This window comes from Streptomyces durmitorensis (assembly GCF_023498005.1).
In the GTDB taxonomy this organism is placed as follows: domain Bacteria; phylum Actinomycetota; class Actinomycetes; order Streptomycetales; family Streptomycetaceae; genus Streptomyces; species Streptomyces durmitorensis.
Map to the genome: position 1 here is coordinate 3499887 of NZ_CP097289.1, position 25304 is coordinate 3525190.

The 25304-nt window shown below is 70.1% G+C and carries 25 protein-coding genes and 2 tRNA genes; 13 read left to right on the plus strand and 14 right to left on the minus strand.

The window, feature by feature from the left end; all coding sequences use genetic code 11:
- Positions 1-105: 105 nt before the first annotated feature.
- The 4 genes from rsrA to M4V62_RS15520 form a co-directional block, all read right to left on the minus strand.
- A complete protein-coding gene (rsrA, locus tag M4V62_RS15505) occupies positions 106-450 on the minus strand; it encodes a mycothiol system anti-sigma-R factor (RefSeq protein WP_249587851.1) in 345 nt (114 codons plus the stop codon).
- Positions 447-1115, minus strand: a complete 669-nt coding sequence (locus tag M4V62_RS15510) for a sigma-70 family RNA polymerase sigma factor (protein ID WP_249587852.1) — start codon at positions 1113-1115, stop codon at positions 447-449. Before M4V62_RS15510 ends, rsrA begins: the two co-directional genes overlap by 4 nt.
- Before the next feature lie 221 nt (positions 1116-1336).
- Positions 1337-2014 (minus strand): alpha/beta hydrolase family protein, encoded by a 678-nt coding sequence (locus M4V62_RS15515; RefSeq protein WP_249587853.1) that lies wholly within the window; start codon positions 2012-2014, stop codon positions 1337-1339.
- A gap of 1 nt (position 2015) precedes the next feature.
- The gene (locus M4V62_RS15520) at positions 2016-2831 is read right to left on the minus strand and encodes an SOS response-associated peptidase (protein ID WP_249587854.1); all 816 of its coding nucleotides are present in this window, start codon (positions 2829-2831) and stop codon (positions 2016-2018) included.
- A 61-nt stretch (positions 2832-2892) separates the two neighbouring features.
- On the opposite strand from M4V62_RS15520, the gene M4V62_RS15525 reads away from it, so the two are divergent.
- From M4V62_RS15525 to M4V62_RS15540, 4 genes are all read left to right on the plus strand, one after another.
- The gene (locus M4V62_RS15525) at positions 2893-3615 is read left to right on the plus strand and encodes a M50 family metallopeptidase (protein ID WP_249592847.1); all 723 of its coding nucleotides are present in this window, start codon (positions 2893-2895) and stop codon (positions 3613-3615) included.
- 41 nt (positions 3616-3656) lie between these two features.
- Complete coding sequence (gene aroA, locus M4V62_RS15530) at positions 3657-4973, plus strand: 3-phosphoshikimate 1-carboxyvinyltransferase (RefSeq protein ID WP_249587855.1); 1317 nt, start codon at positions 3657-3659, stop codon at positions 4971-4973.
- Positions 4974-4988: 15 nt separating this feature from the next.
- Positions 4989-6002 carry a ribosome small subunit-dependent GTPase A gene (rsgA, locus tag M4V62_RS15535; protein ID WP_249587856.1) on the plus strand — a complete coding sequence of 338 codons (1014 nt, stop codon included), beginning with the start codon at positions 4989-4991 and terminating at the stop codon, positions 6000-6002.
- A 109-nt stretch (positions 6003-6111) separates the two neighbouring features.
- A complete protein-coding gene (locus tag M4V62_RS15540) occupies positions 6112-6435 on the plus strand; it encodes a DMT family transporter (RefSeq protein ID WP_249587857.1) in 324 nt (107 codons plus the stop codon).
- A gap of 21 nt (positions 6436-6456) precedes the next feature.
- On the opposite strand, the gene M4V62_RS15545 is transcribed toward M4V62_RS15540, so the two are convergent.
- Positions 6457-7062 (minus strand): TetR/AcrR family transcriptional regulator, encoded by a 606-nt coding sequence (locus tag M4V62_RS15545; protein ID WP_249587858.1) that lies wholly within the window; start codon positions 7060-7062, stop codon positions 6457-6459.
- Between the two features lie 163 nt (positions 7063-7225).
- On the opposite strand from M4V62_RS15545, the gene hisN reads away from it, so the two are divergent.
- A complete protein-coding gene (gene hisN, locus M4V62_RS15550) occupies positions 7226-8026 on the plus strand; it encodes a histidinol-phosphatase (RefSeq protein ID WP_249587859.1) in 801 nt (266 codons plus the stop codon).
- A 146-nt stretch (positions 8027-8172) separates the two neighbouring features.
- The gene (locus M4V62_RS15555) at positions 8173-8574 is read left to right on the plus strand and encodes a CBS domain-containing protein (RefSeq protein ID WP_249587860.1); all 402 of its coding nucleotides are present in this window, start codon (positions 8173-8175) and stop codon (positions 8572-8574) included.
- Between the two features lie 73 nt (positions 8575-8647).
- On the opposite strand, the gene M4V62_RS15560 is transcribed toward M4V62_RS15555, so the two are convergent.
- Entirely contained in the window at positions 8648-10117 is a 1470-nt protein-coding gene (locus M4V62_RS15560) for a catalase (RefSeq protein WP_283779159.1), read from the minus strand.
- Positions 10118-10282: 165 nt separating this feature from the next.
- Here M4V62_RS15560 and M4V62_RS15565 point away from each other — a divergent pair, with 165 nt between their 5' ends.
- From M4V62_RS15565 to M4V62_RS15580, 4 genes are all read left to right on the plus strand, one after another.
- Entirely contained in the window at positions 10283-10699 is a 417-nt protein-coding gene (locus M4V62_RS15565) for a Fur family transcriptional regulator (RefSeq protein ID WP_249587862.1), read from the plus strand.
- A gap of 146 nt (positions 10700-10845) precedes the next feature.
- A complete protein-coding gene (locus M4V62_RS15570) occupies positions 10846-11631 on the plus strand; it encodes an ABC transporter ATP-binding protein (protein WP_249587863.1) in 786 nt (261 codons plus the stop codon).
- Positions 11628-12503, plus strand: a complete 876-nt coding sequence (locus M4V62_RS15575) for an ABC transporter permease (RefSeq protein WP_249587864.1) — start codon at positions 11628-11630, stop codon at positions 12501-12503. The genes M4V62_RS15570 and M4V62_RS15575 overlap by 4 nt, the downstream gene beginning before the upstream one ends.
- A 26-nt stretch (positions 12504-12529) precedes the next feature.
- Complete coding sequence (locus M4V62_RS15580) at positions 12530-13669, plus strand: ABC transporter substrate-binding protein (RefSeq protein ID WP_249592848.1); 1140 nt, start codon at positions 12530-12532, stop codon at positions 13667-13669.
- A 73-nt stretch (positions 13670-13742) separates the two neighbouring features.
- On the opposite strand, the gene M4V62_RS15585 is transcribed toward M4V62_RS15580, so the two are convergent.
- The 4 genes from M4V62_RS15585 to M4V62_RS15600 form a co-directional block, all read right to left on the minus strand.
- Positions 13743-13816 (minus strand) — tRNA-Met (locus tag M4V62_RS15585).
- Between the two features lie 135 nt (positions 13817-13951).
- Positions 13952-15784: a tetratricopeptide repeat protein gene (locus M4V62_RS15590; protein WP_249587865.1), complete on the minus strand. Its 1833-nt coding sequence runs from the start codon at positions 15782-15784 to the stop codon at positions 13952-13954.
- Positions 15785-16004: 220 nt separating this feature from the next.
- Positions 16005-16078, minus strand: a tRNA-Met gene (locus M4V62_RS15595).
- 50 nt (positions 16079-16128) lie between these two features.
- The gene (locus tag M4V62_RS15600; protein ID WP_249592849.1) at positions 16129-19050 is read right to left on the minus strand and encodes a UPF0182 family membrane protein; all 2922 of its coding nucleotides are present in this window, start codon (positions 19048-19050) and stop codon (positions 16129-16131) included.
- 146 nt (positions 19051-19196) lie between these two features.
- Between M4V62_RS15600 and M4V62_RS15605 the strand changes: the two genes are divergently transcribed.
- Positions 19197-19739: a PPA1309 family protein gene (locus M4V62_RS15605; RefSeq protein WP_249587866.1), complete on the plus strand. Its 543-nt coding sequence runs from the start codon at positions 19197-19199 to the stop codon at positions 19737-19739.
- A 108-nt stretch (positions 19740-19847) separates the two neighbouring features.
- Here M4V62_RS15605 and M4V62_RS15610 read toward each other — a convergent pair whose 3' ends face one another.
- The 4 genes from M4V62_RS15610 to M4V62_RS15625 form a co-directional block, all read right to left on the minus strand.
- Positions 19848-20933 (minus strand): YlbL family protein, encoded by a 1086-nt coding sequence (locus tag M4V62_RS15610; protein ID WP_249587867.1) that lies wholly within the window; start codon positions 20931-20933, stop codon positions 19848-19850.
- A gap of 68 nt (positions 20934-21001) precedes the next feature.
- The gene (locus M4V62_RS15615; RefSeq protein WP_249587868.1) at positions 21002-21172 is read right to left on the minus strand and encodes a hypothetical protein; all 171 of its coding nucleotides are present in this window, start codon (positions 21170-21172) and stop codon (positions 21002-21004) included.
- Between the two features lie 139 nt (positions 21173-21311).
- Complete coding sequence (locus M4V62_RS15620; protein WP_249587869.1) at positions 21312-21776, minus strand: molybdenum cofactor biosynthesis protein MoaE; 465 nt, start codon at positions 21774-21776, stop codon at positions 21312-21314.
- Positions 21777-21893: 117 nt separating this feature from the next.
- Positions 21894-23006 (minus strand): SDR family oxidoreductase, encoded by a 1113-nt coding sequence (locus M4V62_RS15625; RefSeq protein ID WP_249587870.1) that lies wholly within the window; start codon positions 23004-23006, stop codon positions 21894-21896.
- A gap of 191 nt (positions 23007-23197) precedes the next feature.
- On the opposite strand from M4V62_RS15625, the gene M4V62_RS15630 reads away from it, so the two are divergent.
- Both M4V62_RS15630 and M4V62_RS15635 read left to right on the plus strand, forming a co-directional pair.
- Positions 23198-24670 carry a zinc-dependent metalloprotease gene (locus M4V62_RS15630; protein ID WP_249587871.1) on the plus strand — a complete coding sequence of 491 codons (1473 nt, stop codon included), beginning with the start codon at positions 23198-23200 and terminating at the stop codon, positions 24668-24670.
- Positions 24667-25197, plus strand: coding sequence for an NUDIX hydrolase (locus M4V62_RS15635; protein ID WP_249587872.1), 531 nt, complete (start codon positions 24667-24669; stop codon positions 25195-25197). Before M4V62_RS15630 ends, M4V62_RS15635 begins: the two co-directional genes overlap by 4 nt.
- Positions 25198-25304: the final 107 nt, after the last annotated feature.

Below are 25304 nucleotides of genomic sequence, written 5' to 3' on the forward strand. Positions count from 1 at the left end.
CGAGACCCCCTCGCAGAAATTGGCACGTACGAGTGATGGAGAACAGAAAAAAGCAGGTCGTGACGGAGTCCCGTCACGACCTGCCCACACTCAACTTCCGGAAGCTCAGGCCTCCTTGGCGCGCAGGCCCTTGGCCTGCACACCGCCCTCGGCGGTCACCGTCTCCACCGTCACGTCGTGGTCGGGCACGGCCTCGCCCGAGCGGATCAGATCGATGCGTCCCATGACCTTGGCGCGCAGGTCGACGGGCACGTCGTCCTGGCCGCAGCAGCGCTTGACCAGCTTCTTGACCGCCTGCTCGAGGCCGTACTTCTCCAGGCACGGAGAGCACTCCTCGAAGTGCGTCTCGAACTTGGTGCAGTCGCTGTCCGGCATCTCGTGGTCCAGGAACTCATAGAGATGGTCCAGGACTTCACTGCAATCCGTCTCGTGCGGCTCTCCGCAGCTCATGAGCCTGAGCCTTTCGCTTCGTTCGACGACTCTGACGCGGCGCCGGCGGGGACGAGGCCGCGGTCACGGGCGTAGTCCTCGAGCATGCCGCGCAGTTGGCGACGGCCGCGGTGCAACCGGGACATCACCGTACCGATGGGTGTCCCCATAATGTCCGCGATCTCCTTGTACGCAAAGCCCTCTACATCTGCGAGATAGACGGCGATGCGGAATTCCTCGGGGATCGCCTGCAGCGCGGACTTCACGTCCGAGTCCGGCAGGTGGTCCAGCGCCTGCGACTCGGCCGAGCGCAGACCGGTGGACATGTGCGACTCGGCGCGCGCGAGCTGCCAGTCCTCGATCTCCTCGGCGGCGCTGCGCTGGGGCTCGCGCTGCTTCTTGCGGTACGAGTTGATGAACGTGTTGGTGAGGATGCGGTACAGCCACGCCTTGAGGTTGGTGCCCTCACGGAACTGGTGGAACGACGCGTACGCCTTGGCGTAGGTCTCCTGCACCAGGTCCTCGGCGTCCGCCGGGTTGCGCGTCATGCGCAGCGCCGCCGAGTACATCTGGTCGAGGAATCCCAGGGCGTCCCGCTCGAAGCGGGCCGTGCGCTCCGCCTGCGTCTCCTCGGGCTGCGCCTGGCCGTTCTCGGCCCCTGCGTCGGTCCCAGTGACCGGACCCACCTCCTCCAAAGACGTGGTGAGACCGAATGCAGCCCCACTCGAATCGGAGGATAGACGACGATCCGGTCCCGCCGCCGCCCGAATAGGAGCGGTCTTGGGCGCGCTCAGCACCGTCCATTCCAGGTCAGAGGCGCTGGAGCGGGCCGGGCAGATGGTCGAACCCATGCGGCGGACTTCCTCTCGTACTAACAGCGTTTAGCGTCTGTTCGGCACAACAGAGGTCATCCGCGCAACATTCCCGTCCAGCGGATGACGCCATCCGTGATGAGCGTCATGGCATCGGCCTCGCTGATTCCCGCGCGTTTCGGCGTCCCGAAGCTGTGATCGCCGCTGGGCACCTCCACCAGTTCGTACGACCCCTCGGGGAATTCGGCGGGCTTCCCGAAGGGGTCGTTGCCGCCCTGCACCACCAGCGTCGGCACTCCGGCGCCGAGCAGTTCCTCCGCGCGCGACTTCTCCGGCTTGCCCGGCGGGTGCAGCGGGAAGCTGAGGGCGAGCACAGCGGCGGCGCCCAGTTCGGTGGCGGTGCGGCACGCGACGCGGGCCCCGGCGCTGCGACCTCCCGCGATCACCGGGAGCCCCGGTTTCGCCAGCGCGGGCCACAGGCCCCGCCATCCCACGTCCAGCGTCTTGGGGGCGGGCGCCAGCTTCTTGCCCGCCACCCGCCAGGGCTGCTCCACCAGGGCGACGGTCACGCCGTGTGCGGGCAGCGCGGCGGCGACGGCTTTCAGGTCACGGGCCTCGATGCCGCCGCCCGCTCCGTGGCTGAGGGCCAGGATCAGCCGCGCCTCGGCCTTGGGCGCGGGGTGCCAGGTGATGCGCGCGTCACCCGCGTCGGTCGGAACGATCTCACTCTTGGGCTCGCTCTGGGGCTCACTCTGGGGCTCACTCTTGGTCACGTCAGAAGAGTGTGCCTTCTTCGGGGCCCTCCAGCTCCTTGAGCAGCTCCGGCCCGTTGTTGCGCACGTTGCTGACCGCCGTCGACACCGGGTAGGCCCGCATCAGGCCGTGCGGCGGCGGTTCCAGGAGCGTCCGCAGGTCCTCGACGTCCGTGCGCGCGGGGTCGAGCCAGGCGTCCCAGCGGTCCGGCGTCAGCATCAGCGGCATCCGCGGGTGGATGTCGGCCAGCGTGCGCGGCCCCTCGTCGGGCGCGACCGCCAGGGGCGAGGTCTCCGCCTCCGTGGTGATCACCGTGCAGGTCACCCACCAGGCGAGGGGGTGCTCGTCGGGGAGCGTCTTGTCGCGCCAGAACTCATAGAGCCCCGCCATCGCGAAGACCGAGCCGTCGGCGGGCGTCACGAAGTACGGCTGCTTGCGCGGCCTCTTCTTCTTGCCCTCGACCTCGAGGTCCCGCTCGCCGGATCCCGTGACCCACTCGTAGTACCCGTCGGCCGGGATGACGCAGCGGCGCGAGGTGAAGGCCCGGCGGTACGAGGGCTTCTCGTGCACCGTCTCCGCGCGGGCGTTGATCATCCGGGCGCCGCCCTCGGGCGTCTTGGACCAGGACGGGACGAGGCCCCACTTGAGTGTGCGCAGCTGGCGAACCGGTCGGGGGTCTTCGGCGTCTTTCACAGGACGGTCGAGGACCGCGTAGACCTCCTTCGTGGGAGCCACGTTGAAATCGGGGGCCAGCGCCTCCTCCGGCTCCCACTTCTCGATCTCGAAGACTCCTGCGAGATCCTCGGGCCTACGACTCGATGCATACCGTCCGCACATACGTGCCAGACTGCCAGACCCCGTACGACCAGAGGAGCCGGTCCCGACAATGGCACGAGCAATGGAAAGCATGGCGAACGCCAGCCTGACCGACCTCTGGGACCGCGTCTTCGGCACCCAGGCCGCCCCCGACGAGTGGCTGGTGATCGCCACCGGTGTCGTCGCGCTCGCCGTCGTCGTCCCGCACGGCATCTGGCGGGTCGCCCGCAACGCGATCACCATCGCGCACGAGGGCGGCCACGGCCTGGTCGCGCTGCTCACCGGGCGCCGCCTCGACGGCATCCGGCTGCACTCCGACACCAGCGGCCTCACCGTCTCCCGCGGCAAGCCCACAGGGCTCGGCATGATCCTCACCGCGGCCTCCGGCTACACCGCGCCGCCCCTCCTGGGCCTCGCCGGCGCCGCGCTGCTCGCCGCCGACCACATCACGGCGTTCCTGTGGATCGCGACGGCGCTGCTCATCGTGATGCTCGTCATGATCCGGAACGCGTACGGCGCCCTCACCGTGATCATCACCGGCGGCACCTTCCTGCTCGTCTCCTGGCTGACCAGCTCGCAGGTGCAGGCAGCGTTCGCGTACGCGGTGGTGTGGTTCCTGCTCCTGGGAGGCGTACGTCCCGCCTTCGAGCTCCAGTCCAAGCGCAGGCGCGGCGGCGCGGGCGACTCGGACGCGGACCAGCTGTCCCGGCTCACGCACGTGCCCGCGGGTATGTGGCTCTTCCTCTTCCACGCCGTCTCACTGTGCTCACTGATAGGCGGCGGACGCTGGCTGCTCGGGCTCTGAGCAGCGGACTTCCCCCAGCTCCCTGCCACTAAAGTGGGGGCATGACCGTTAACCCAGCGCACAGCACCCTCTGGCCAGCCCCGCACGCGAGCGGAGCCGTCGCCGCGACGGTCCATGTGCCCGGGTCCAAATCGGTCACCAACCGCGGCCTCGTCCTCGCCGCACTCGCCGCCGAGCCCGGCTGGCTGCGCCGGCCGCTGCGCTCCCGCGACACGTTGCTGATGGCGGGAGCCCTGCGCACGCTCGGCGTCGGCATCGAGGAGGGCGTGGGCCCGGACGGCTCCGGTGAGGCCTGGCGCATCATCCCGTCCGGCCTCCAGGGCCCCGCCACGGTCGACGTCGGCAACGCCGGCACGGTCATGCGGTTCCTGCCCCCGGTCGCCGCCCTGGCCGACGGCTCGATCCGCTTCGACGGCGACCCCCGTTCGTACGAGCGGCCGCTGGACGGCGTGATCGACGCCCTGCGCGTGCTCGGCGCCCGTATCGACGACGACAGCCGCGGCGCGCTGCCGCTGACCGTGCACGGCAGCGGCGCCCTGGACGGCGGCCCGGTCGAGATCGACGCCTCCTCCTCCTCGCAGTTCGTCAGCGCCCTGCTGCTCTCGGGCCCGCGCTTCAACCAGGGTGTCGAGGTACGTCACACCGGCTCCGCCCTGCCCTCCATGCCGCACATCCGGATGACCGTCGACATGCTCCGCGCGGTCGGCGCCCAGGTGGACACCCCGGAGTCCGGCGGCGAGCCGAACGTGTGGCGGGTCACCCCCGGCGCTCTCCTCGGCCGCGACCTGACCGTCGAGCCCGACCTCTCCAACGCCCAGCCGTTCCTGGCCGCCGCGCTGGTCACCGGCGGCCGTGTCACCATCCCCGACTGGCCCGCGCACACCACGCAGCCCGGCGACAAGCTGCGGGAGATCTTCACCGAGATGGGTGGTTCCTGCGAACTGACCCCGCAGGGGCTCGTGTTCACCGGCTCCGGCTCGATCCACGGCATCGACGTGGACCTGAGCGAGGTCGGCGAGCTCACCCCCGGCATCGCGGCCGTCGCGGCCCTCGCCGACTCCCCCTCGACCCTGCGCGGCGTCGCCCACCTGCGCCTGCACGAGACGGACCGCCTGGCGGCCCTCACCAAGGAGATCAACGAACTGGGCGGCGACGTCACGGAGACCGCCGACGGCCTGCACATCCGTCCGCGCCGCCTGCACGGCGGGATCTTCCACACGTACGACGACCACCGCATGGCCACCGCGGGCGCGATCATCGGCCTGGCGGTGGAGGGCGTACAGATCGAGAATGTCGCGACGACGGCGAAGACGCTGCCCGACTTCCCCGACCTCTGGACCGGAATGCTCGGGAACTGACGGGCTGATCCAGACATGCGCCGCTACGGAAAGAACCCCGACGAGGACGACATCCGCGTCCGCCCCAACCGCAAGGGCAACCGCCCGCGCACCCACATCAGGCCCAAGCACGAGGACGCGTCCGACGGGATGGTCCTCACCGTCGACCGGGGCCGCCTCACCGTCCTGGTCGACGACCGGATCGTGCTGGCCATGAAGGCCCGCGAACTGGGCCGCAAGGCCGCCGTGGTGGGCGACCGGGTCTCGCTCGTCGGCGATCTCTCCGGCAAGAAGGACACCCTCGCGCGCATCGTGCGCATCTCGCCGCGCACGTCGGTCCTGCGGCGCACGGCCGACGACGACGACCCCTACGAGCGGGTGGTCGTCGCCAACGCCGACCAGCTCGCCATCGTGACCGCCCTCGCCGATCCGGAGCCGCGCACGCGCCTGATCGACCGCTGCATCGTGGCGGCGTACGACGGCGGTCTCACGCCGCTCCTCGTCCTGACCAAGTCCGACCTGGCGTCCGCGGACAAGCTCCTGGAGACGTACTCCACGCTCGACATGCCCTACGTGGTGACCAGCCGCGAGGAGTTCACCGACGACGCGGAGCTCTCCCGGGTGCACGAGGTGCTCGACGGCAAGGTCACCGCGTTCGTCGGGCACTCCGGGGTGGGCAAGACGACGCTGGTCAACGCCCTGGTCCCGGAGGAGCAGCGGCGCAGCACCGGGCACGTCAACGCCGTCACGGGCCGCGGCCGGCACACCACCGTGTCGGCGCTCGCGCTCCCCCTGGCGGGCTCGACCGGCGGCTGGGTGGTCGACACGCCCGGCGTGCGCTCCTTCGGCCTGCACCACGTCGACCCGTCCCGCGTCATCCTCGCCTTCCCTGACCTGGTGCCGGGGACGGAGGGCTGTCCGCGTGCGTGCAGTCACGACGAGACGGACTGCGCACTGGACGCGTGGGTGGAGGAGGGACACGCGGATCCCGCGCGTCTCTACTCACTGCGCAGGCTCCTCGAGACCCGCGAGCGACGCGAGGACGACTGACCTCGCCGTTGTGCGCGCCCGATCCACCGCGGCAAGGGCATAATCGCACCAGGCCTGATCCAGGCCGGGCGAGGCGGTCACCGAACGTACGGTTGCGGGAGGCAGATTCATGGCGTGGCTGCTGGTCATCGTCGCGGGGTTCCTGGAGACCGGGTTCGCGGTCTGCCTCAAGCTCTCGCACGGCTTCACCCGGCTCTGGCCGACGATCACCTTCGCTGCCTTCGCCCTCGGCAGTTTCGGCCTGCTCACCCTCGCGCTGCGCAAGCTCGACGTGGGTCCCGCGTACGCGGTCTGGACGGGCATCGGCGCCGCGGGCACCGCGATCTACGGAATGGTCTTCCTCGGCGACGTGGTCTCGACGCTCAAGATCGTCTCCATCTCGCTGGTGATCGCGGGCGTCATCGGCCTCCAGCTCTCGGGCTCCGCCCACTGAGCACTCGTTGAGCGCGAGCCCTCAGGCGCCGGTCCACCGTCCGATCACCCCGCGCACCAGCTCCACGGGATCCTCACCCGCCGGCGAGGGCGCGACGACGTACGACAGCGCCATCCGCACGGCGCTCTCGCAGGCCATCGCCAGCTCCTCGGTGTCCTTCGGCCGCGCCCTGCCGTTCAGTGCGTTCACCGCCTTGTCCCGGACGAGGGCGAGCAGTTCGGCGGGCGAGGGGACGCCCGCGTCCGCGCGCCGCTGCGCCGGTACGGGCGACGCGGAGGCCCTGGGCCTGCTCGGCGCGGGCAGGCGTTCGCTCCAGCAGCCGGTGAGCATGGCCCGCGCGAGTTCGTTCCCGCGTGCGGCGGCGATCGTCCACGCGCTCACGGCGGCGAGCCGGTCCACCGGACCGCCCTCCACCGCCAACGCGCGCTCCACACCGTGCAGATACGCGTCGGTCTCGCGCCGGAGCAGGGCGCGCGCGAGGCCGTCCTTGCTGCCGAACTCGTTGTAGAGGGTCTGCCGGGACACTCCGGCGGTGGCCGCGACATCGACCATGCGTACGCCTGGCCAAGGTCGGCGGGCGAGCGCCGTCTTGGCCGCGTCCAGTAAGGATTCCCGTGCTGCAGGCATCGTCGCCTCCCGGGGGCCGAAGCGGCTCTGCGGCCAGAGTTGACGCGCTCGGGAGCGGTGTCAATAGTCCCGGCGCGACCTCGCACGGTATGCGTCATGTCCCGGAATGGCCCGGACATACGGTGCTGTGGCTCAGGCACAACGAGATCGATACTGTTCACTCATGCCCGACTACCACGATGATCTGCGTCTTGCCCACGTCCTCGCGGACGCCGCCGACGCCGCGACGATGGACCGGTTCAAGGCCCTCGACCTCAAGGTCGAGACCAAGCCGGACATGACGCCGGTGAGCGAGGCGGACAAAACGGCCGAGGAACTGATCCGGTCGAACCTGAAGCGGGGGCGGCCGCGCGACGCGATCCTCGGCGAGGAGTTCGGCGTCGAGGGCACGGGCCCACGCCGCTGGGTGATCGACCCGATCGACGGCACCAAGAACTACGTACGCGGGGTGCCGGTCTGGGCCACGCTGATCGCGCTGATGGAGGCGGGCGAGGGCGGCTTTCAGCCGGTGGTGGGTGTCGTGTCGGCGCCGGCCCTCGGGCGGCGCTGGTGGGCGGCGAAGGGTGCGGGCGCCTTCACCGGGCGCAGCCTGACCTCCGCGAGCCGGCTCAAGGCCTCCAAGGTCTCGCGGCTCCAGGACGCTTCCTTCGCGTACTCCTCGCTCTCGGGCTGGGAGGAGCAGGGACGCCTCGACGGGTTCATGGACCTCACGCGCGCGGTCTGGCGCACCCGTGGGTACGGCGACTTCTGGCCGTACATGATGGTCGCCGAGGGCTCGATCGACATCTGCGCGGAGCCCGAGCTCTCGCTCTGGGACATGGCGGCGACCGCGATCATCGTGACCGAGGCGGGCGGCACCTTCACCGGCCTCGACGGCGCTCCGGGCCCGCACAGCGGCAACGCGGCGGCGTCGAACGGCCTGCTCCACGACGAGCTGCTCGGCTACCTCAACCAGCGCTACTGAGGCGCGCGCCTCGTCGGCGCACGCCCTGAACCGGCAGCACGCGCCCTCTTGTTGATGACCCGCATGGCTGCGACTCTGAGAGTCCCCCCACTTGTGAACTTGTGAATCGCTTCTCTTGCGGTCCACTCAGGAGGTGGCTCAAGCCCATGCTCGTCCGCGACGCCATGAGCACGATGGTCCTCACCATCGGCCCCGCCCACACACTGCGCCAGGCGGCCCGCCTGATGTCGACGCGCCGCGTCGGCGCGGCCGTCGTCCTCGACCCCGACACCTGCGGCCTGGGAATTCTGACCGAGCGCGACGTCCTCATCTCGGTGGGCCAGGGCCAGAGCCCTGACACCGAGACCGCGGGCACGCACACCACGACCGACGTCGTCTTCGCCGACCCGTCCTGGACCTTGGAGGAAGCGGCCGACGCCATGTCGCACGGCGGCTTCCGGCACCTGATCGTGATGGAGGACAACGAACCCGTCGGGATCGTCTCGGTCCGCGACATCATCCGCTGCTGGGCCCCCAGCAGGCGCCGCGCGGCGACCCTGACGGCCTGAGCGCTCCCCGAGTACGGCAGCGGGCCGGACCCCCCAGGGGATCCGGCCCGCCTTTTCCCTACGACAAGCGGTCTCAGCCGCGCAGGGCCTGGACCGCGGCCTCCAGACGCTTGCCGAAGTCACCGTCCGCCTGACGGAAGTTGTTGATCGCGCGCTCGGCGATGTCGTCGCGCGAGACGCCCGCGATGTTGCCCGCGAGGTTCTCGATCAGACGGCCCTTCTCGTCCTCGGACATCTTGCGGTAGAGGTTGCCCGCCTGCACGAAGTCGTTGTCCTCGGCGTGCGAGGGGGCCTCGTGGTTGCCGGTGCCGCCGGTGACCGGGGTGGACACCCACAGCGGCCGGTCCGTCTGGAACGGGCCGCCGAAGGAGTTCGGCTCGTAGTTCTTCGCGCCCTTGTGGCGGCCGTCGTACAGCGCGCCGTCACGCGAGTTGGTGCGCGCCTCGGTGGCGTGCGGGCGGTTCACCGGCAGGTGGTCGGCGTTGATGCCGACGCGGTAGCGGTGGGCGTCGCCGTACGCGAAGAGGCGGCCCTGGAGCATCTTGTCCGGCGAGGGACCGATGCCCGGCACGAAGTGGGCGGGGCTGAAGATGGACTGCTCGACCTCGGCGAAGATGTTCTCCGGGTTGCGGTTGAGCTCCAGCTTGCCGATCTCGATCGGCGGGTAGTCCTCGTGCGGCCACACCTTGGTGAGGTCGAACGGGTTGAAGCGGTAGTTCGCCGCCTCGGCCGCCGGCATGATCTGCACCTGCACGGTCCAGGACGGGAACTCGCCGCGCTCGATGGCCTCGCGCAGGTCGCGCTGGTGGGAGTCGGCGTCCTCACCCGCGAGCTTCGCCGCGTCGGCCGCCGTCAGGTTCTTGATCCCCTGGTCGGTCTTGAAGTGGTACTTGACCCAGAAGACCTCGCCGGCCTCGTTGTTCCACTGGTACGTGTGCGAGCCGTACCCGTTCATGTGGCGCAGCGTCGCCGGGATGCCGCGGTCGCCGAAGAGCCACGTGACCTGGTGGGTCGACTCGGGGCTCAGGCCCCAGAAGTCCCAGACGTTGTCGGCTTCCTGCGAGCCCGTGTACGGGTCGCGCTTCTGCGTGTGGATGAAGTCGGGGAACTTGATGGCGTCCTTGATGAAGAAGACGGGGGTGTTGTTCCCGACCAGGTCGTAGTTCCCCTCCTCCGTGTAGAACTTCAGCGCGAAGCCACGGGGGTCACGCACGGCGTCGGCGGAGCCGAGGTTGCCGGCGACGGTGGAGAAGCGGAGGAAGGTCTCCGTCTGCTTGCCGACCTCGGAGAGGAACTTCGCACGCGTCCACTGCGAGACGTCGCGGGTCAGCGTGAAGGTGCCGTACGCCCCGGCGCCGCGGGCGTGGACGATGCGCTCCGGGATGCGCTCGCGGTTGAAGTGCGCGAGCTTCTCAAGGAGTGCCTGGTCCTGGACGAGCACCGGACCGCCGACACCAGCGGTCTCGCTGTTCTGATTGTCGGCGACCGGCGCGCCGGCCTCCGTGGTGAGCGGTCCCTGCGTCACGTGCGCCTCCTGCGTCATTTCCTGCAAGTCCTGTCCTTCGGCGTCTGCCTCGGCGTCTGCCCTTGACGTCCGCTCTTGGCGTCCGTCGATCCCGATCCTACGATGGACTTTGTCTAAGTCAAGTAGACATCCAAAGTCACACCTCGTCGGGACTTAGGTCCCTCGCCTGCTAGGCTGGTTCACATGAGCGACCTGTTGGAACGACTGCGCGGACGCGGTTGGCGCATGACCGCACAGCGGCGCGTCGTGGCCGAGGTCCTCGACGGCGACCACGTGCACCTGACCGCGGACGAGGTGCACTCCCGCGCCGTGGACAAGCTGCCCGAGATCTCCCGGGCGACCGTCTACAACACCCTGGGCGAGCTGGTGACCCTCGGCGAGGTCCTCGAGGTGTCGACGGACCGCAGGGCCAAGCGGTACGACCCGAACGCCCACCGCCCCCACCAGCACCTGGTGTGCGCGCAATGCGGCACGATCCGCGACGTCCACCCCACGGGCAACCCCCTGGCCAGCCTCCCCGACTCGGAACGCTTCGGCTTCACGATCGAGGGCGCGGACGTCACGTACAGGGGCACGTGCCCGAACTGCGCGAAGGCGTAGCACTTCTTCTTACGTTCACGAAGCCCCCGGAGCCCACGAGGCACCGGGGGCTCGTGTGGTTTGCGGGCAGACCTCTTCCGGAATCTGACGGTGCGTCATATGGTCGGCGGCGCCCAACATCCGCCTGCCCTCCGCAAGGAGACACCGTGGGAGATCCGCACCCCAAACTAGAAGCCCACGCAGTAACGAGAACATTCGGCCGCGGCGCCAAGGCCGTGGCCGCGTTAGGCCCCGTGGACCTGGAGATCGCCCCAGGCGAATTCACCTGCATAGTCGGCCCCTCAGGCTGCGGAAAATCAACGCTGCTCCGCATAGCCGCAGGCCTCCTGCGCCCCAGCAGGGGCGAGCTGACCATCCGCACAGCCGCGCAGCGACCCGCAGCGATGATCTTCCAGGACTACGGCATCTACGACTGGAAGACCGTCCAGGCCAACGTCCGCTTCGGCCTGGACATCCAGCGCGTACCGCGAAAAGAAGCAAACGCCCGCGCCACGGACTGGCTGACCCGCCTCGGCCTCGCCGACTTCGCCGACGCCTACCCCGCCACCCTCTCCGGCGGCATGCGCCAACGCGTGGCCATCGCCCGCGCCCTGGCCGTGGAACCCGAGATCCTCCTGATGGACGAGCCGTTCGCGGCCCTGGACGCCCAGCTCCGCACGATCCTCCAGGACGAGCTGCTCGACCTCACCCAGACCACCCGCACCACCACCCTCTTCATCACCCACAGCCTCGAAGAGGCGATCGTGCTCGGCGACCGCGTCCTGGTCATGTCCGCACGGCCGGGCCGCATCATCGCCGAACACCGCCCGCCGTTCCCGAGGCCCCGCACCGGCGACGTACGCGCGACTCCCGAATTCACCGCCCTCAAGGGCGAGTTGTGGGACCTGCTGCGCGGCGAGGTGGTCCGCAAGGACGAGGCGGTCCCGGCATGACGACGACCACCCCGCGCAAGACGGCCGACCCCGAGGCCGGCGTGCTCGTCCGCAGGCCGGGCCCCCAGGAGCTGCACCCCGCCCGCACCCACCGCAGGCGCCGCACCCTGGAGACCGGCCTCGCCGTCGCCGTCCCGCTCGCCCTGATCCTCTTGTGGCAACTGGCCGCCACCCAGGCCTGGATCGACGACCGCGTCTACCCCGCCCCCCAGACCATCCTGGAGGACGGCTGGCAGCGCGCGGCGGACGGCGACCTGTGGCCCGACGTCTGGGCCACGCTCAAGCGCGTGCTCGGCGGCTACGCGATCGGCACGGTCACCGGCTACGCCCTCGGCCTCCTCATGGGCTCGCTCTCCCTCGTGCGCGCGGCGCTCGAACCGCTCCTGGACGCGCTGTACGTCGTACCGAAGCTGGCCCTGCTGCCCGTCTTCCTGAACATGTTCGGCCTCGGGGAAGGCCCGCAGATCGCGCTCGTCGCGGCCACCGTCTTCTTCTTCGTCTGGATCTCGACGATGGCGGCGGTGCTCGCCGTGCCCTCCGGACACCGCGACGCGGGCCAGGTCTTCGGGGCGTCGCCGTGGCAGATGTTCCGCCACGTCCTGCTGCCCGCATCGCTGCCCGCCGTGCTCGTCGGCGCGCGGATCGCGGCGGGCGTCGCGGTCCTGGTGATCGTCGCGTCGGAGCAGATCGCGGCGGCGAACGGCCTCGGCCACCTGATCTTCGACTCCCGGGCGCTGTTCCAGAACGACGTGATGTTCGTCGGCATCGTCTGCGTCGCCGTGCTCGGCGTCGTCTTCTCCGAACTGGTGCGGATCGTCGGCCGGTTGCTCACTCCCTGGGCCCCGCGCGATCGCGGCAGAAGCCAGTCATGAACCATTCGTACGCGTACGGAGGCTCCATGCACACCCGCATCCCCGCCCTCGCGCTGCTCCTCGCGGGCTCGCTGCTCGCCTCCGCGGGCTGCGCGAAGGAGGACGACACCACGGACTCGGCGGCGTCCGCCGAGCCCCGCACCGTCAAGGCGGTCGCAGGCTGCGGCAAGAGCAGCTGGACGGACCCGGCCGACCTCTCCAAGGACCGCGCGCCCGCCCGCTGCGACAAGGGCGCCCCGGCCCCGCGCCCGCTCGCCAAGGAGCGCAGCCTCACCATCGCGACCGGCACGCTGAGCGCCGAGTACGTCGCGCCCCTCCAAATGGCCGTGGAGAAGGGCGAGTTCAAAAAGGAGGGCCTGGACGTCCACCTCAAGGTGCTCCCGACCCCCGATGCGCTCCCGCTCCTGGCCAAGGGAGACATCGACGCCCAGTGGGCCGCCCCCGAGGCCGCCGTCATGAACGGCATCACCAGCGGCTTCACCATCAAGTGGGCGGCCGGGAACTTCTCCCCCGACCCGAAGTCCAAGAGCGGCCTGTGGGTGAAGCTGAAGAAGGGCGAGAGCGCGGACCACGTCCCGATGGCAGGCCGAAAGCTCGGCACCATGATCGGCAAGGGCTCGGTCATCTCGTACCCCATGGGCAGGACCCTGAAGAAGCACGGCGGCGGCCTCGACAAGATCCAGTTCCAGCAGCTGGGTTCGGCGGACGTCCTGACCGCCCTCCAGAACGGCGGCACCGACTCCGCCTGGCTCCTCGACCCGGTGTGGCGCAAAGTCGACGGCGACAAGCAGTACGCGTTCCTCGGCGGCCAGCCCCAGGGCGAACCGCTCGGCGGTCTGCTGTTCGGCCCCAACCTCCTGACCGAGGACCCGGACGCGGGCGTCGCGCTGCTGCGCGCGTACATCAGGACCGTGAACACGTACTTCGCCGGTGACTACAAGGCCGACAAGACCTTCGTGACCGAGCTCGCCAAGCTCCTGAAGACCGACGAGGCGGTCCTGAGGTCGACTCCGTCGCTGCGCATGGACTGGGAGATCCGGGCCGGGACGACGGACAGGCTCCAGGCGGCGTACGAGACGGCGGGCGTCGCCGAGGGGGACAAGGTCCCGGAGGAGAAGGCGGTGGACCGCACGCTGTACGAGGAGGCGGTGGGCCACAAGCGGTAGCCGTCCCCGGGAACACCGGGGGCGGACACACCAGAGGCCGGGAAGCTGATGCTTCCCGGCCTCTGGCCTTTAGTAGCGGGGACAGGATTTGAACCTGCGACCTCTGGGTTATGAGCCCAGCGAGCTACCGAGCTGCTCCACCCCGCGCCGTTGTGTTGCAACCGTACGTCAGAGCCCCCGACCAGCGCAAATCCGTTCGGCGCCTGGCTGTGGGCAGGCGTTCCGTCCCGCAGTGGGCAGGCGTTCCGCGGGGCGGAACGAGCACAGGCACAGGCGCAGGGGCTACGCAGTCAGCTCCTGCTGAAGCGCTTCGCGCAACCGCGCCGCCCGCTCGGAAACCTCAGCGGGCCCAAGCTCCACGGCACGCGAAGCCCACCGCTGCCCCTCGACCAGCTGCCCGCGCCGAGCGTAGAGCAGCGCAAGGCGCAGCGCCGCCCGCCCGTGCCCCGCATCAGCGGCCCGGGTCCACCACAGCGCGGCCTCCGGCTCACTCCCCTCACGCGCAAGGAGAAGCCCCAGGTTGAACGCGCCGTTCCGGCTCCCGGCGTCCGCCGCGAGGCGGTACCACCGCGCCGCCTCCACGACGTCCCCGCGCCCCGCGGCCAGCATCCCGACCCTGACCTGCGCACGCCGGTGCCCCTGCTCGGCCGCCCGCTCGTACCACTCCTCGCACTCGGTCTTCTCGGCAGCGGGCTCGCCGAGCGCGGGCGGCCCGGCAGGCGGCCGGCGGGCGTCGAGGACCGTGCCGAGGCGGTAGGCGGCCTCCGCGCTGCCGCCGCCCGCCGCGCACCGCAGATGCCGCTCGGCCTCCTGCTCGTCGCCTTCCCGCAGCCGCGCGGTGCCGACCTGGAGCGCGGCCTCGGTGTGCCCGGCGGCGGCCGCACGCTCGTACCAGGGCAGGGCGGAGCCCTCGTCGTCACGGGACGCGTACAGAATCCCGAGGTTGAAGGCCGCGTCCACGCTGCCCGCCTCCGCGGCCTTGGAGAACCACGGCTCGGCGCCCGCCGCGTCGCCGCCCTGGAGCAGCAGCACGGCGAGCGCGTTGGCGGCCTCGCGGTGACCGGCGTACGCGGCACGCCTGTACCACTGGTCGGCCTGCGCGGTCCGCCCCTGCTCGGCGCAGAGCAGACCGAGGTTGTACGCGCCGTTCACGTCGCCCGCGTCCATGGCCGCGCGGTACCACCGCTCGGCGGTCTGGGTCTCGCCCCGCTCGGCGTGCAGCGCGCCCAGGGCGTTCGCGGCGTTCCCGTCGCCGTCCTGGGCTGCTTTCAGCCACCAGACGGCGGCGCTCTCCTCGTCGCCCGCGTCACGCAGCAGGAAGCCCAGCGCGCAGGCGGCGCGCGCCTCCCCGTCCTTCGCGGAGTTCAGGTACCAGCGCCCCGCCTCCTTCAGCTCGCCGCGCTGCTCCAGGATCGCGCCGAGGTGCAGCGCGGCCCGCCGGTGCCCGCGCGCGGCGGCCTGGCGGTACCACTGCTCGGCCTCGGCCTCGGCGGAACGTGCTCCTTTGGCCTTGGCGTCGGCCTTGGCCTTGGCGGCGGCCTTGGTGTCGCCGCGCTCGGCGGTGGCCCGCCGGTCCAGGGCGCGGGCGATGCGGTACGCGGCCTCGCGGTGGCCGCGCTCGGCCGACGCCCGCATCCAGCGCTCGGCGCCGACGTCACCGCGGTGCTCCAGAAGATCGGCGAGGGCATACGCGCCCAGGGCATGGCCCTGCTCGGCGGACTGCCGCAGCCAGTACTCGGCGGCGGGCTCGTCGCCGCGCTCGCGGTGGTGGCGCCCGAGCGCGTGCGCGGCAGCGGCGGAACCCGCGACGGCGGCGACCCGCCACCATCCGGCCGCCTCGTCGGCGTACCCGCGCTGGTGGAGGAGGACTCCGAGGTTGTTGGCGGCGGCGCGGTCGCCCTCGGCGGTCGCGGCGCGCAGCAGGGATTCGGCCCCGTCGAGATCACCGCGGCGCAGCAGAAGACTCCCGAGGACGCTCATCGCGTCGACGTCTCCGGCCTCGGCGGCCAGCCGATGGCGCATCTCCTCGGCGGCCGCCCCGGGATCCTCCCGGTCGGCCGGCTGCACAAACCGCCCTGTCTCCAACAGAGTTGCCTTGTCCCCCATAACGTCCATCGTCGCACCACCTGCAACCTGGGTACACCTGGTATACCGCAGCCAGTGAGGTCACTTCAGCGTTTTGTCGACATGCCCACAGAGAGATAAGTGAAACACAGTTTCCCCAACTCCCCTCGGGCGGAGCACGGTTCGCACAGACCAGCGCACGCCGCCACGGACCCCACCCACACACGACGAAGGCCCGGATCCGATAAGGATCCGGGCCTTCATCTTCTAGTAGCGGGGACAGGATTTGAACCTGCGACCTCTGGGTTATGAGCCCAGCGAGCTACCGAGCTGCTCCACCCCGCGCCGTTGTGTTCAAACCGTACCACGGCGCGGAGGGGGTGTTTCGCAGCTGGTCAGCCGCCCTTCTTGTCGCCGTTCTTGTCCCCGCTCTTGTCCGCGCTCTTGTCGGCCTTCTTGTCCGCCGCGGCCTGGGCGTCCTCGGCCCGCTGGAGGGCGTCCTCCAGCTTCTCCTGGGCTTCGCCGTAGGCCTTCCAGTCGCCGTCCTTCAGGGCCGTCTGCCCGTCCTCGAACGCCGTCTGGGCGTCGTCGAGGGCAGCCTGCACCGTCGGGTCGTTCGTCTTGGGCGGCTCGGTCGGCTCATCCGTGTCACCGTCGTCGGCCGGTGGCTTGGTGGTCCCCTCGGCACCGAAGACCTGGTTGAGGCCGTCGCTCAGGGAGTCCGCGAACGCGGTCTCCGTGCCGTACGACACCGCCACCTTCTTCAGAAGCGGATACGCCGATTTGCGTCCCTGTACGTACACGGGCTCGACGTAGAGGAAACCGTCGTCCAGTGGCACGGTGAGCAGGTTTCCGTAGAGGACGTCGGAGTCGGCGCCCTTCATGTCCCGGACGAAGTTGCCGACCTCCGTCATCGAGTTCAGCTTGTTCTGGACCTGTTCCGGGCCGTCCACGTCGCCCGTGACTCTCAGCAGCTTCATCGTGCCGAAGTTCTTGCTTCTGGCGTCGGCGTCGACCGTCATGAAGGCCCGTAGGTTGGGCCGTCCACTGGGCGTGAACGTCGTCGTCAGCGAGAACTGCTGCTGTGCCTGACCCGGCGCCTTCATGGACAGGTAGTACGGCGGGACCGCGCTGTTGTCCTTCTTCGTCGGGTCGTTCGGCACCTGCCACGCGTCACTCGCGTTGTAGAACTGGCCGGGGTCCGTGACGTGGTAGAGCGTCAGGAGCTCGCGCTGCACCTTGAACATATCCTGCGGGTAGCGCAGGTGGTCCATCAGGGCCTTGGGGATGTCGCCCTTGTCCTTGACGGTGTCCGGGAACGCCTTCTTCCAGGTCTTGAGGACCGGGTCCTTCTCGTCCCAGGTGTAGAGCTTGACCTCACCCGTGTACGCGTCGACGGTCGCCTTCACCGAGTTGCGGATGTAGTTGACCCGGTTCTGCTGGGCCACCACCGCGCGGGCGTCGTCGGACTCGGAGAGCGAGTCCGCCGTCGTGTCGCCGAGCGTGGTCCGCGAGGCGTACGGATAGCCGTTGCTCGTCGTGTAGGCGTCGACGACCCACTGGATCTTGCCGTCGACCACCGTCGGATACGTGTCGCCGTCGATGGTCAGCCAGGGAGCCACCGACTCGACGCGCTCCTTGGGCGTGCGGTTGTAGAGGATCCGCGAGCCCTCGCCGATCGCGCCCGAGTACAGCATCTGCGGTTCGCCGAAGGACACGGCGTACGCGGCGCGGTTGATCGGGTTGGAGAGGTTGACCCCGCTGTCGCCCTTGTAGCTGTAGGTCTTCTGACCGCCGCCGTCCTCTTCGTAGTCGAGCTCCTTCTGGGGCCCGCCCACGATCGAGTACTGGGTGGTCTTCTCGCCGTAGTAGATCCGCTGCTCGTACGGGCCGAGGTTGCCGGTGGTGGGCAGGCCGGACTCCGTGAAGTCCGGGGCGCCCTTGGAGCCCTTCTCGGTCTCCGTGCCCTTGGCGGTGACCATTCCATAGCCATGGGTGTAGGCGAAGTGGTCGTTGATCCAGTTGCGCTTGTCCAGCTTGTCGAGGCTGAGCTCACGCAGACCGACGATGGTGTCCTGGCCGTTGTAGCGGTCCACGTCCAGGGTCGTCGGGAAGCGGTAGTACTCGCGCTCCTGCTCCAGCTGCTGGAACGTCGGCGAGACGATGTTCGGGTCGTTCAGCCGGTAGTTGGCGGCCGAGTCCGCGTCGTCGCGCTTCTTCTTGGGGTCCTCGTCGGCCTTGCCCGCGCCCTTGTAGTCCTCGGGCTTCACACCGCTGATGCCGTACGCGTTGCGCGTGGCCTCGATGTTCTTCTCGATGTACGGCGCTTCCTTGGCCTGCTCGTTCGGCTGGACCTGGAACTTCTGCACGATGGCCGGGTACAGACCGCCGATGAGGATGGCGGAGAGGACCATCAGGCCGAAGCCGATGACCGGCAGCTGCCAGGTGCGACGCCACAGCGTCCCGAAGAAGAGCAGCGCGCAGATGACGGCGATGCAGAACAGGATGGTCTTCGCCGGCAGGTACGCGTTCGCGTCCACGTAGCGAAGGCCCGTCCAGTCGCCCGTCGCCTTGAAGTCGCTGGACTTCACCGCGAGGCCGTACCGGTCGAGCCAGTACGCCACGGCCTTGAGCGTCACGAAGACGCCGAGCAGCACCGACAGGTGCCCCGTCGAGGCCGCCGTGGCGCGCGCGCCGGGGCTGGTGATCCGCAGCCCGCCGTACAGGTAGTGGGTGAGGGCCGCGGCGATCAGGGAGAGCACCGTGGCCGCGAAGCCGAAGCCCAGCAGGAAGCGGTACCAGGGAAGGTCGAACGCGAAGAACGACACGTCCAGGTGGAACTGCGGGTCCTTCTGACCGAAGGAGACGCCGTTCACCCACAGCAGCCATGTGCGCCACTGGCCCGCTGCCGACGCTCCGGCGATCAGGCCGACGAGCGTGGCGATGCCGAGCAGCAGCCACTTCTTGTACGGCGCGATGCTCATGCGGTACCGGTCGAGGCTCTGCTGCTCCATCGACATGGCGCTCAGCGGCGGGCGCAGCCGGTGCGCCAGCCAGATGTTCAGTCCGACCGCGGCCGCCATCAGGAGGCCGAAGACGAAGAACAGGCCGATCTTGGTCCACAGGGTCGTCGTGAAGACCGACGAATAGTTGACCGAGCGATACCACAGCCAGTCCGTCCAGAACCCCGCGAACATGACGAACACCATGGCCAGAACGGCCAGGATGCCCAGTGTCATGAGCAGGGTCCGGACGCGACGGGACGGTCGGCCCACTCTGATCCGTGGCCCCGTCGGGCCTCCGCCGCGGTCCGGCATCTGGAAAGCCAAGGTGCGCACCTCGAAGTTCGATGTTGATTCTGTTGGTCCGTCAGGGTCCTGTGATCGTGGACCCACACCTATGCAACTTACCTACGCTTTACTCGGTTCCCGTTTCTCGGGACTAACGAGGCAGGATTGTGACCATGTCCAACACTCCCATGGCAGCGAGCCCCCTCACCCGTGCCGTGCTCGAGATCGATGAGTACGCGTCCGGCCTCGGCTGGGACCAGCCCGCGCGCCTCTTCGCGCTCGTCGACACGGCGCGACTCCGCACCCAAGAACCCGGCCTCGCCACGCAGCTCGGCCTCGACAACTCCCCCGAGGAGACCGCCCTCACCCCCATCGAGCAGGAGGAGATCCCGGCGGGCAAGCCGCTGGACGAGTTCCTCGGCACCATCGCCTGGCCGGACGCCGTGGTGGGCTGCGCCCTCACGGTGGAGCGCCTGATGCTGCCGCCGTCCGCCGAGACGTCCGTCCCGGAAGGGCTCGGTGAGGCCCAGCTCGCGAAGTGGGTGGCCGAGCACCCCGACCGCCAGGAGGTCCGCATGACGGTCGCGGTGCTCCGTGACGGGGCGCGTGAGTCGGCCCTGCGGCTGCGTGAGAAGGACTCGCCGACCGAGGTCCTCACGGGGTCCGACCTGGTTCCGGGTCTCGCGGAGGCGCTGGCGGCGACGTTCGCCGAGTAGTCACCGCGGCTCCGTCCGCCGGGCAGTCACCGCGGCTTCGGCTTCTTCACAGGGCGCGGGTGGGGTTCGTCCCCGCCCGCGCCCTTCCTTCTGCTCCGGGGGCGGCCGCTACTTCGCGGTGCACTGCGGCAGGTCCGCGGTGTCGCCCTTGCGGATGTCGGCGAGGGCGTCGACCGCGTCGTCGATGGTGTCCACCTTGACCAGCGTGAGGCCGTCCGGGACGTCCTTGGCGGCCGTGGCGCAGTTGTCCTTCGGCGTCAGGAAGTACTCGGCGCCCTTGGCGCGCGCGCCGACCGTCTTCATCCCGATGCCGCCGATCGGACCGACCTTGCCCTTGTCGTCGATCGTGCCGGTGCCGGCCACGAACTTGCCGCCGGTGAGGTCGTCCCGGGTCAGCTTGTCGACGATGCCGAGCGCGAACATCAGTCCGGCGCTGGGGCCGCCGACGTCGGCGAGCTTGATGTCGATGGTGAACGGGAACGTGTGATCGGTGCCCGCCTGGATGCCGACGATCGCCCGGCCGTCCTTCGCCTTCTCCGTGGTGATCTTGACGTCTTCCGTCCGGGTCGGCTCCTTGCCCGCCTTCTCGGCGGCGGCCGCCTCCTTGACGGGGACGACGCTGAAGACGACGTCCTGGCCCGGCTTGTGCTTGGTGACCAGCTTGGCGACGTCCGTCATCTCCTTCACGGGCGTGCCGTCGACCTTCTTGATGACGTCGCCCGCGTGGAGCGTGCCCTCCGCGGGGCTGTCCTTGAAGACGGTGGAGACGACGACCTGGGACTTCACCGGGATGTCCAGCTCCCGCAACGCCGCGACCTTGGCGCTCTCCTGGGACTGGCTGAACTCCTCGGCGTTCTCCTGGGTCGACTGCTGCTCGGTCTTGCCGTCCGGGTAGAGGGTGTCGTGCGGCACCACGATGTTGTCGTGGGCCAGCCATCCGTACACGGCCTCGGCGATGTTCATGTTGTAGTCGGCGCTCGTGACCCGGACCGTCGTCATGTTGAGGTGACCGGTCGTCGGGTAGGTCTTGCGGCCGGAGATCTGCAGCACCGGCTCGCCGCCGTGGTCGCCGAGGGTGTTCACCGTGGGACCCGGGGACATCTCCGAGTACGGCACTTTGATGAGCACTCCGGCGCAGAGCAGCGCGATCAGCATGAGGGTGGAGGCGAGCATCGTCGCGGTGCGGCGTGGCATGGAACGACAGTACGGGACCTGCCTGTCAGTGCACCGCTGGGGCCAGTCCGTACGGGGCCCGGCGGGCCTCACGTGCCGGAGTGGGACTTCTCCATCGCCTCGCGGAAGGCCGCGTAGCCGTTGAGCTCGGTGTTGTCACCGGTCTTGCCCGACTTGCGGTTGCGCGCCGCCAAGGCGGCCCACAGTCCCGCACCGACAGCTGCCGCAAACGGAATCAGCAACCAGGCAAGTGATGCCATGTCGACCTCCCGACCCCATGAGCGAACGCAACTGACTGATCAGCAGATTAACCATCCGCTGCGTCAACGCTCACGCCAGGGGTCGGGTTACGCAACCGGAGACTCTTGGGCCAACTGGCTTGGCGGAGGAGGCAAGAGATCAGCAGGCGCCGACCCACTCTTCCTTCCCGTCGGCGAACCGCTGATGCTTCCAGATCGGCACCTCGTGCTTGAGGTCGTCGATCAGCTTGCGGCAGGCGGCGAAGGCCTCCGCGCGGTGCGGGCAGGAGACGGCCACGACGACCGCGAGGTCGCCCACCGCCAGGTCACCGACGCGGTGGACGGCGGCCAGGGCACGCACCGGATATTCGCCGACGACCTTCTCGGCCACCCGGCGCATCTCGGCCTCGGCCGTCGGGTGGGTCGAATAGCCGAGCTCGTCGACGTCCGCACCGCCGTCGTGATTGCGCACGGTCCCCACGAAGAGCGCCGTGCCGCCCGCGGCGTCGTCGCCGACGGCCCGGAAGACCTCGTCCAGGGACAGCGGTGCGTCACGGATCGCCAGGAGCCGGATGGGGTCCTGTGCGGCCTGCTCGCCGGGGTGCTCGTTCGTGGTGCGTGCCATGCGGCCATGGTGCCGCACGGCACGGACATCACGGAATAGCGCTTTCGCCCGGCACGCGCGCGTGCCGCGTTGGAGTTCTCTACAGGTGCACCGGGCGCTCGGCGGATCCCGGGGGACTCAGATCCGGCGGCGTGCCTTCCGCGCGCGCCGCACCACCGCCGCCGCGCCGAGGAGCGCGACCGTCGCACCGGCGGCACCCGCGGCCGTCGCGTCCTTGCGCCCGAGCCTGCGTCCCGCCACGGTCCGGCGCCCGGCGACCTCTTCGAGCAGCTCCGCGAGGACCTCCTCGTTGGTCCACTGCGGCCGCCATCCCGCGTCGTGCAGCCTGCTGACGCTGACCACCCACGGGTACATCGTGTACGCGAGGTCACCGGCCGGGGACGGAGTGAGACCGATCCGGTGCAGCCGGGCCGCCGCACCGAGGGCCACCGTGGAGGGCAGCTCCATGCGGCGGATCTCGCTGAGCTCCTCGACCTCCTCCTGCTCCAGCCATCCGTCGCAGCCGACGGCCAGCTCCCCGTCGACCTTCTCCAGGACGGCGTACTCCAGGGCGCTGCACAGGTCCTCGACGTGGCAGAACTGCCAGGCCGGACGCGAGCCCGCCACCACGAGCAGCCTGGGCGACTCGAAGTACCGCGTGAGCGCGGTGTCCGTGCCGCCCACCAGGACCGCGGGCCGCACCACGGTGACGTTCAGGCCCGGGTGCGCACGGGGAGCGCGCCGGGCGAGCCGCTCGACCTCCAGGAGGTCACCGACGCCGGTCGCCTCCGCGGTGGCGCGCAGTTCGGAGTCTTCGGAGAGGGGCAGTTCGTTGTCGGACAGGGCTCCGTAGACCATCGCCGACGTGCAGAGCACGACGCGGTGGACACCGGCCGCCGCGGCGGCCGTCAGCACGGTCTGCGTGCCGCGTACGTTGTACGCCGTACGGGCGGCGGCGTCCGTCTCCAGGTCGAGATCGAGCGCGAGGTGGACCACGACGTCCACGCCCCGCAGCTTCTCGGCGATGGCCGGATCCCTGACGTCCAGGATGTGCCACTGGGCCTGGGCGCACTCGCCCCGCCGCTCGTCGATGGCAACGACCTGCTTGATCTCCTCGGACGCGGCCAGGCGCTCGGTCAGCAGCGCGCCCACGCCGGACGCGGCGCCGGTGACGGCGACCACGGGCCCGCGTACGGGGGCCGGGGTAGAAAGGTTTCGCGCTGCGCGAACCTGTGGATCTGGGGAACTCACCGGGCGTCTCCAGCGGTTGTCTTCAGTAGATACGCGAATGACGCGTACGTACCAGGTGGCATCCATCCTGCCGCAGGCCATGAGTCGGCGGAGCACTGAGGCCCTATCCCGTCACGGTGTCTACGCTGGGTGGTGTTGTAGGGCAGCCGCCGCCGGAACAGTACCGGCGGCCTGACGAGCCGAGGAATCCCGTGAGTGACACCCCATTCGGATTCGGCCTTCCGCCGGAGGAGCCGGAGAACGGCGACGAGGGCAAGAAGAAGGACAGCCCCGGAGGGGGACAGGGTGCAGGTGGTGGCCCTGGGAACCCGTTCGGCTTCGGCGGCCTGCCCGGCGCGGGCGGTCCCGGCGGCCAGGGCGGTGACAATCCCTTCGCCGCGATGTTCGGCTCGATGAACCCGAACGACCTGGGCGCCGCCTTCCAGCAGCTCGGCCAGATGCTCTCGTACGAGGGCGGCCCGGTGAACTGGGACATGGCCAAGGACATCGCCCGCCAGACCGTCTCCCAGGGCACGCCCGACGGCACCAAGGACGCGAGCGTCGGTCCCACGGAGCGCGGCGCGGTCGAGGAGGCCATCCGCCTGGCCGACCTGTGGCTCGACGACGCGACGTCGCTGCCCTCAGGATCCGGCGTGGCCGTGGCCTGGAGCCGCGCCGAGTGGGTCGAGGCGACCCTTCCGGTGTGGAAGGAGCTGGTCGATCCGGTCGCCGAGCGCGTCGGCCTCGCCATGGGTGACGTGCTGCCCGAGGAGATGCAGGCCATGGCGGGCCCGCTGATCGGGATGATGCGCTCCATGGGCGGCGCCATGTTCGGCCAGCAGATCGGCCAGGCCGTGGGCGTGCTCGCGGGCGAGGTCGTCGGCTCCACGGACATCGGCCTGCCGCTCGGCCCGGCCGGCAAGGCCGCCCTGCTCCCGGTGAACGTCGAGGCCTTCGGCAAGGACCTGGGCGTCCCGCAGGAGGAGGTCCGGCTCTACCTCGCGCTGCGCGAGGCCGCCCACCAGCGCCTCTTCGCCCACGTGCCGTGGCTGCGCTCGCATCTGTTCGGCGCGGTCGAGGGGTACGCCCGCGGCATCAAGGTCGACACGGCCAAGCTGGAGGACGTGGTCGGCCAGCTCGACCCGCAGAATCCCGAGCAGCTGCAGGAGGCGCTCCAGCAGGGCATGTTCCAGCCGGAGGACACTCCCGCGCAGAAGGCCGCCCTGGCCCGCCTGGAGACGGCTCTCGCGCTCGTCGAGGGCTGGGTGGACGCGGTCGTGCACGCGGCGGCCAAGCCCCGCCTGACGTCCGCCGACGCCCTCCGCGAGACGCTGCGCCGCCGCCGCGCGACGGGCGGCCCCGCCGAGCAGACCTTCGCCACGCTCATCGGCCTCGAGCTGCGCCCGCGCAGGCTGCGGGACGCCTCGCGCCTGTGGGCCTCGCTCACGGACGCGCGTGGTGTGGACGGACGTGACGGCCTGTGGGCACACCCGGACATGCTGCCGACGGCATCGGACCTGGACGACCCGGACGGCTTCGTGCACCACGAGCCGGTGGACTTCTCCGAGCTGGACAAGATGCTCGGCGAGGCGGCGGGCGGCGGTTCCGCCAAGCCGGACCTCAAGAAGGACCCCGAAAGCGACGGCGACACCAAGGGCGAGGACAAGGGCGACAGCGACAAGTGAGCCTTCACGACGACGCGGTCCTCGTACTGAAGGGCTACGAGGACGCGACCCAGGAAGAGCTGCGCCAGTACTACCTGGACCATCTCGCCGCCCACGCCGATGACGGCATGTGGAAGGCCTGCACGGTCGGCCATGTGACGGCCAGCGCGCTGGTCATCGACCCCGCGCGCGGGCGCGTGCTCCTGACCCTGCACAAGAAGCTGCGGATGTGGCTCCAGATGGGCGGCCACTGCGAGCCGGGTGACCCGACGCTGGCCGCGGCCGCGCTGCGCGAGGCCACCGAGGAGTCCGGCGTGCCGGGCCTGACGCTTCTCCCTGGCGGCCCCGTCCGCCTGGACCGGCACCCGATCCCGGGACCCTGCACGCAGCACCTCGACGTGCAGTACGCGGCGCTGGCCCCGCAGGACGCCGTCGAGGCGATCAGCGACGAGTCACTGGACCTGCGCTGGTTCGCGTACGACGAGGTCGCGGAGGTGGCCGACGAGTCGGTGGTGCGCCTGCTGGAAGCAACAAGGGCGCGGCTCTAAGAGGCGCCCCAGGGGCGCCCCGTAAGGGGCGCGGGGAACTGCGCGACCAGCCACGACCGGCCCGCAGTTCCCCACGCTCCTGTCCTACCCGTTCAGACCAGGCGCAG

Excerpts from the sequence above, each read along its gene's own strand:
- M4V62_RS15580 (WP_249592848.1), top strand. The coding sequence starts at position 12,530 with ATGCACACCCGCATCCCCGCCCTCGCGCTGCTCCTCGCGGGCTCGCTG.
- M4V62_RS15610 (WP_249587867.1), bottom strand. The coding sequence starts at position 20,933 with ATGCCACGCCGCACCGCGACGATGCTCGCCTCCACCCTCATGCTGATC.
- M4V62_RS15600 (WP_249592849.1), bottom strand. The coding sequence starts at position 19,050 with ATGCCGGACCGCGGCGGAGGCCCGACGGGGCCACGGATCAGAGTGGGC.
- M4V62_RS15525 (WP_249592847.1), top strand. The coding sequence starts at position 2,893 with ATGGAAAGCATGGCGAACGCCAGCCTGACCGACCTCTGGGACCGCGTC.
- hisN (WP_249587859.1), top strand. The coding sequence starts at position 7,226 with ATGCCCGACTACCACGATGATCTGCGTCTTGCCCACGTCCTCGCGGAC.
- M4V62_RS15540 (WP_249587857.1), top strand. The coding sequence starts at position 6,112 with ATGGCGTGGCTGCTGGTCATCGTCGCGGGGTTCCTGGAGACCGGGTTC.
- M4V62_RS15555 (WP_249587860.1), top strand. The coding sequence starts at position 8,173 with ATGCTCGTCCGCGACGCCATGAGCACGATGGTCCTCACCATCGGCCCC.
- M4V62_RS15615 (WP_249587868.1), bottom strand. The coding sequence starts at position 21,172 with ATGGCATCACTTGCCTGGTTGCTGATTCCGTTTGCGGCAGCTGTCGGT.
- M4V62_RS15560 (WP_283779159.1), bottom strand. The coding sequence starts at position 10,117 with ATGACGCAGGAGGCGCACGTGACGCAGGGACCGCTCACCACGGAGGCC.
- M4V62_RS15545 (WP_249587858.1), bottom strand. The coding sequence starts at position 7,062 with ATGCCTGCAGCACGGGAATCCTTACTGGACGCGGCCAAGACGGCGCTC.
- M4V62_RS15620 (WP_249587869.1), bottom strand. The coding sequence starts at position 21,776 with ATGGCACGCACCACGAACGAGCACCCCGGCGAGCAGGCCGCACAGGAC.
- rsrA (WP_249587851.1), bottom strand. The coding sequence starts at position 450 with ATGAGCTGCGGAGAGCCGCACGAGACGGATTGCAGTGAAGTCCTGGAC.
- M4V62_RS15565 (WP_249587862.1), top strand. The coding sequence starts at position 10,283 with ATGAGCGACCTGTTGGAACGACTGCGCGGACGCGGTTGGCGCATGACC.
- M4V62_RS15590 (WP_249587865.1), bottom strand. The coding sequence starts at position 15,784 with ATGGACGTTATGGGGGACAAGGCAACTCTGTTGGAGACAGGGCGGTTT.
- rsgA (WP_249587856.1), top strand. The coding sequence starts at position 4,989 with ATGCGCCGCTACGGAAAGAACCCCGACGAGGACGACATCCGCGTCCGC.
- M4V62_RS15520 (WP_249587854.1), bottom strand. The coding sequence starts at position 2,831 with ATGTGCGGACGGTATGCATCGAGTCGTAGGCCCGAGGATCTCGCAGGA.
- M4V62_RS15605 (WP_249587866.1), top strand. The coding sequence starts at position 19,197 with ATGTCCAACACTCCCATGGCAGCGAGCCCCCTCACCCGTGCCGTGCTC.
- M4V62_RS15575 (WP_249587864.1), top strand. The coding sequence starts at position 11,628 with ATGACGACGACCACCCCGCGCAAGACGGCCGACCCCGAGGCCGGCGTG.
- aroA (WP_249587855.1), top strand. The coding sequence starts at position 3,657 with ATGACCGTTAACCCAGCGCACAGCACCCTCTGGCCAGCCCCGCACGCG.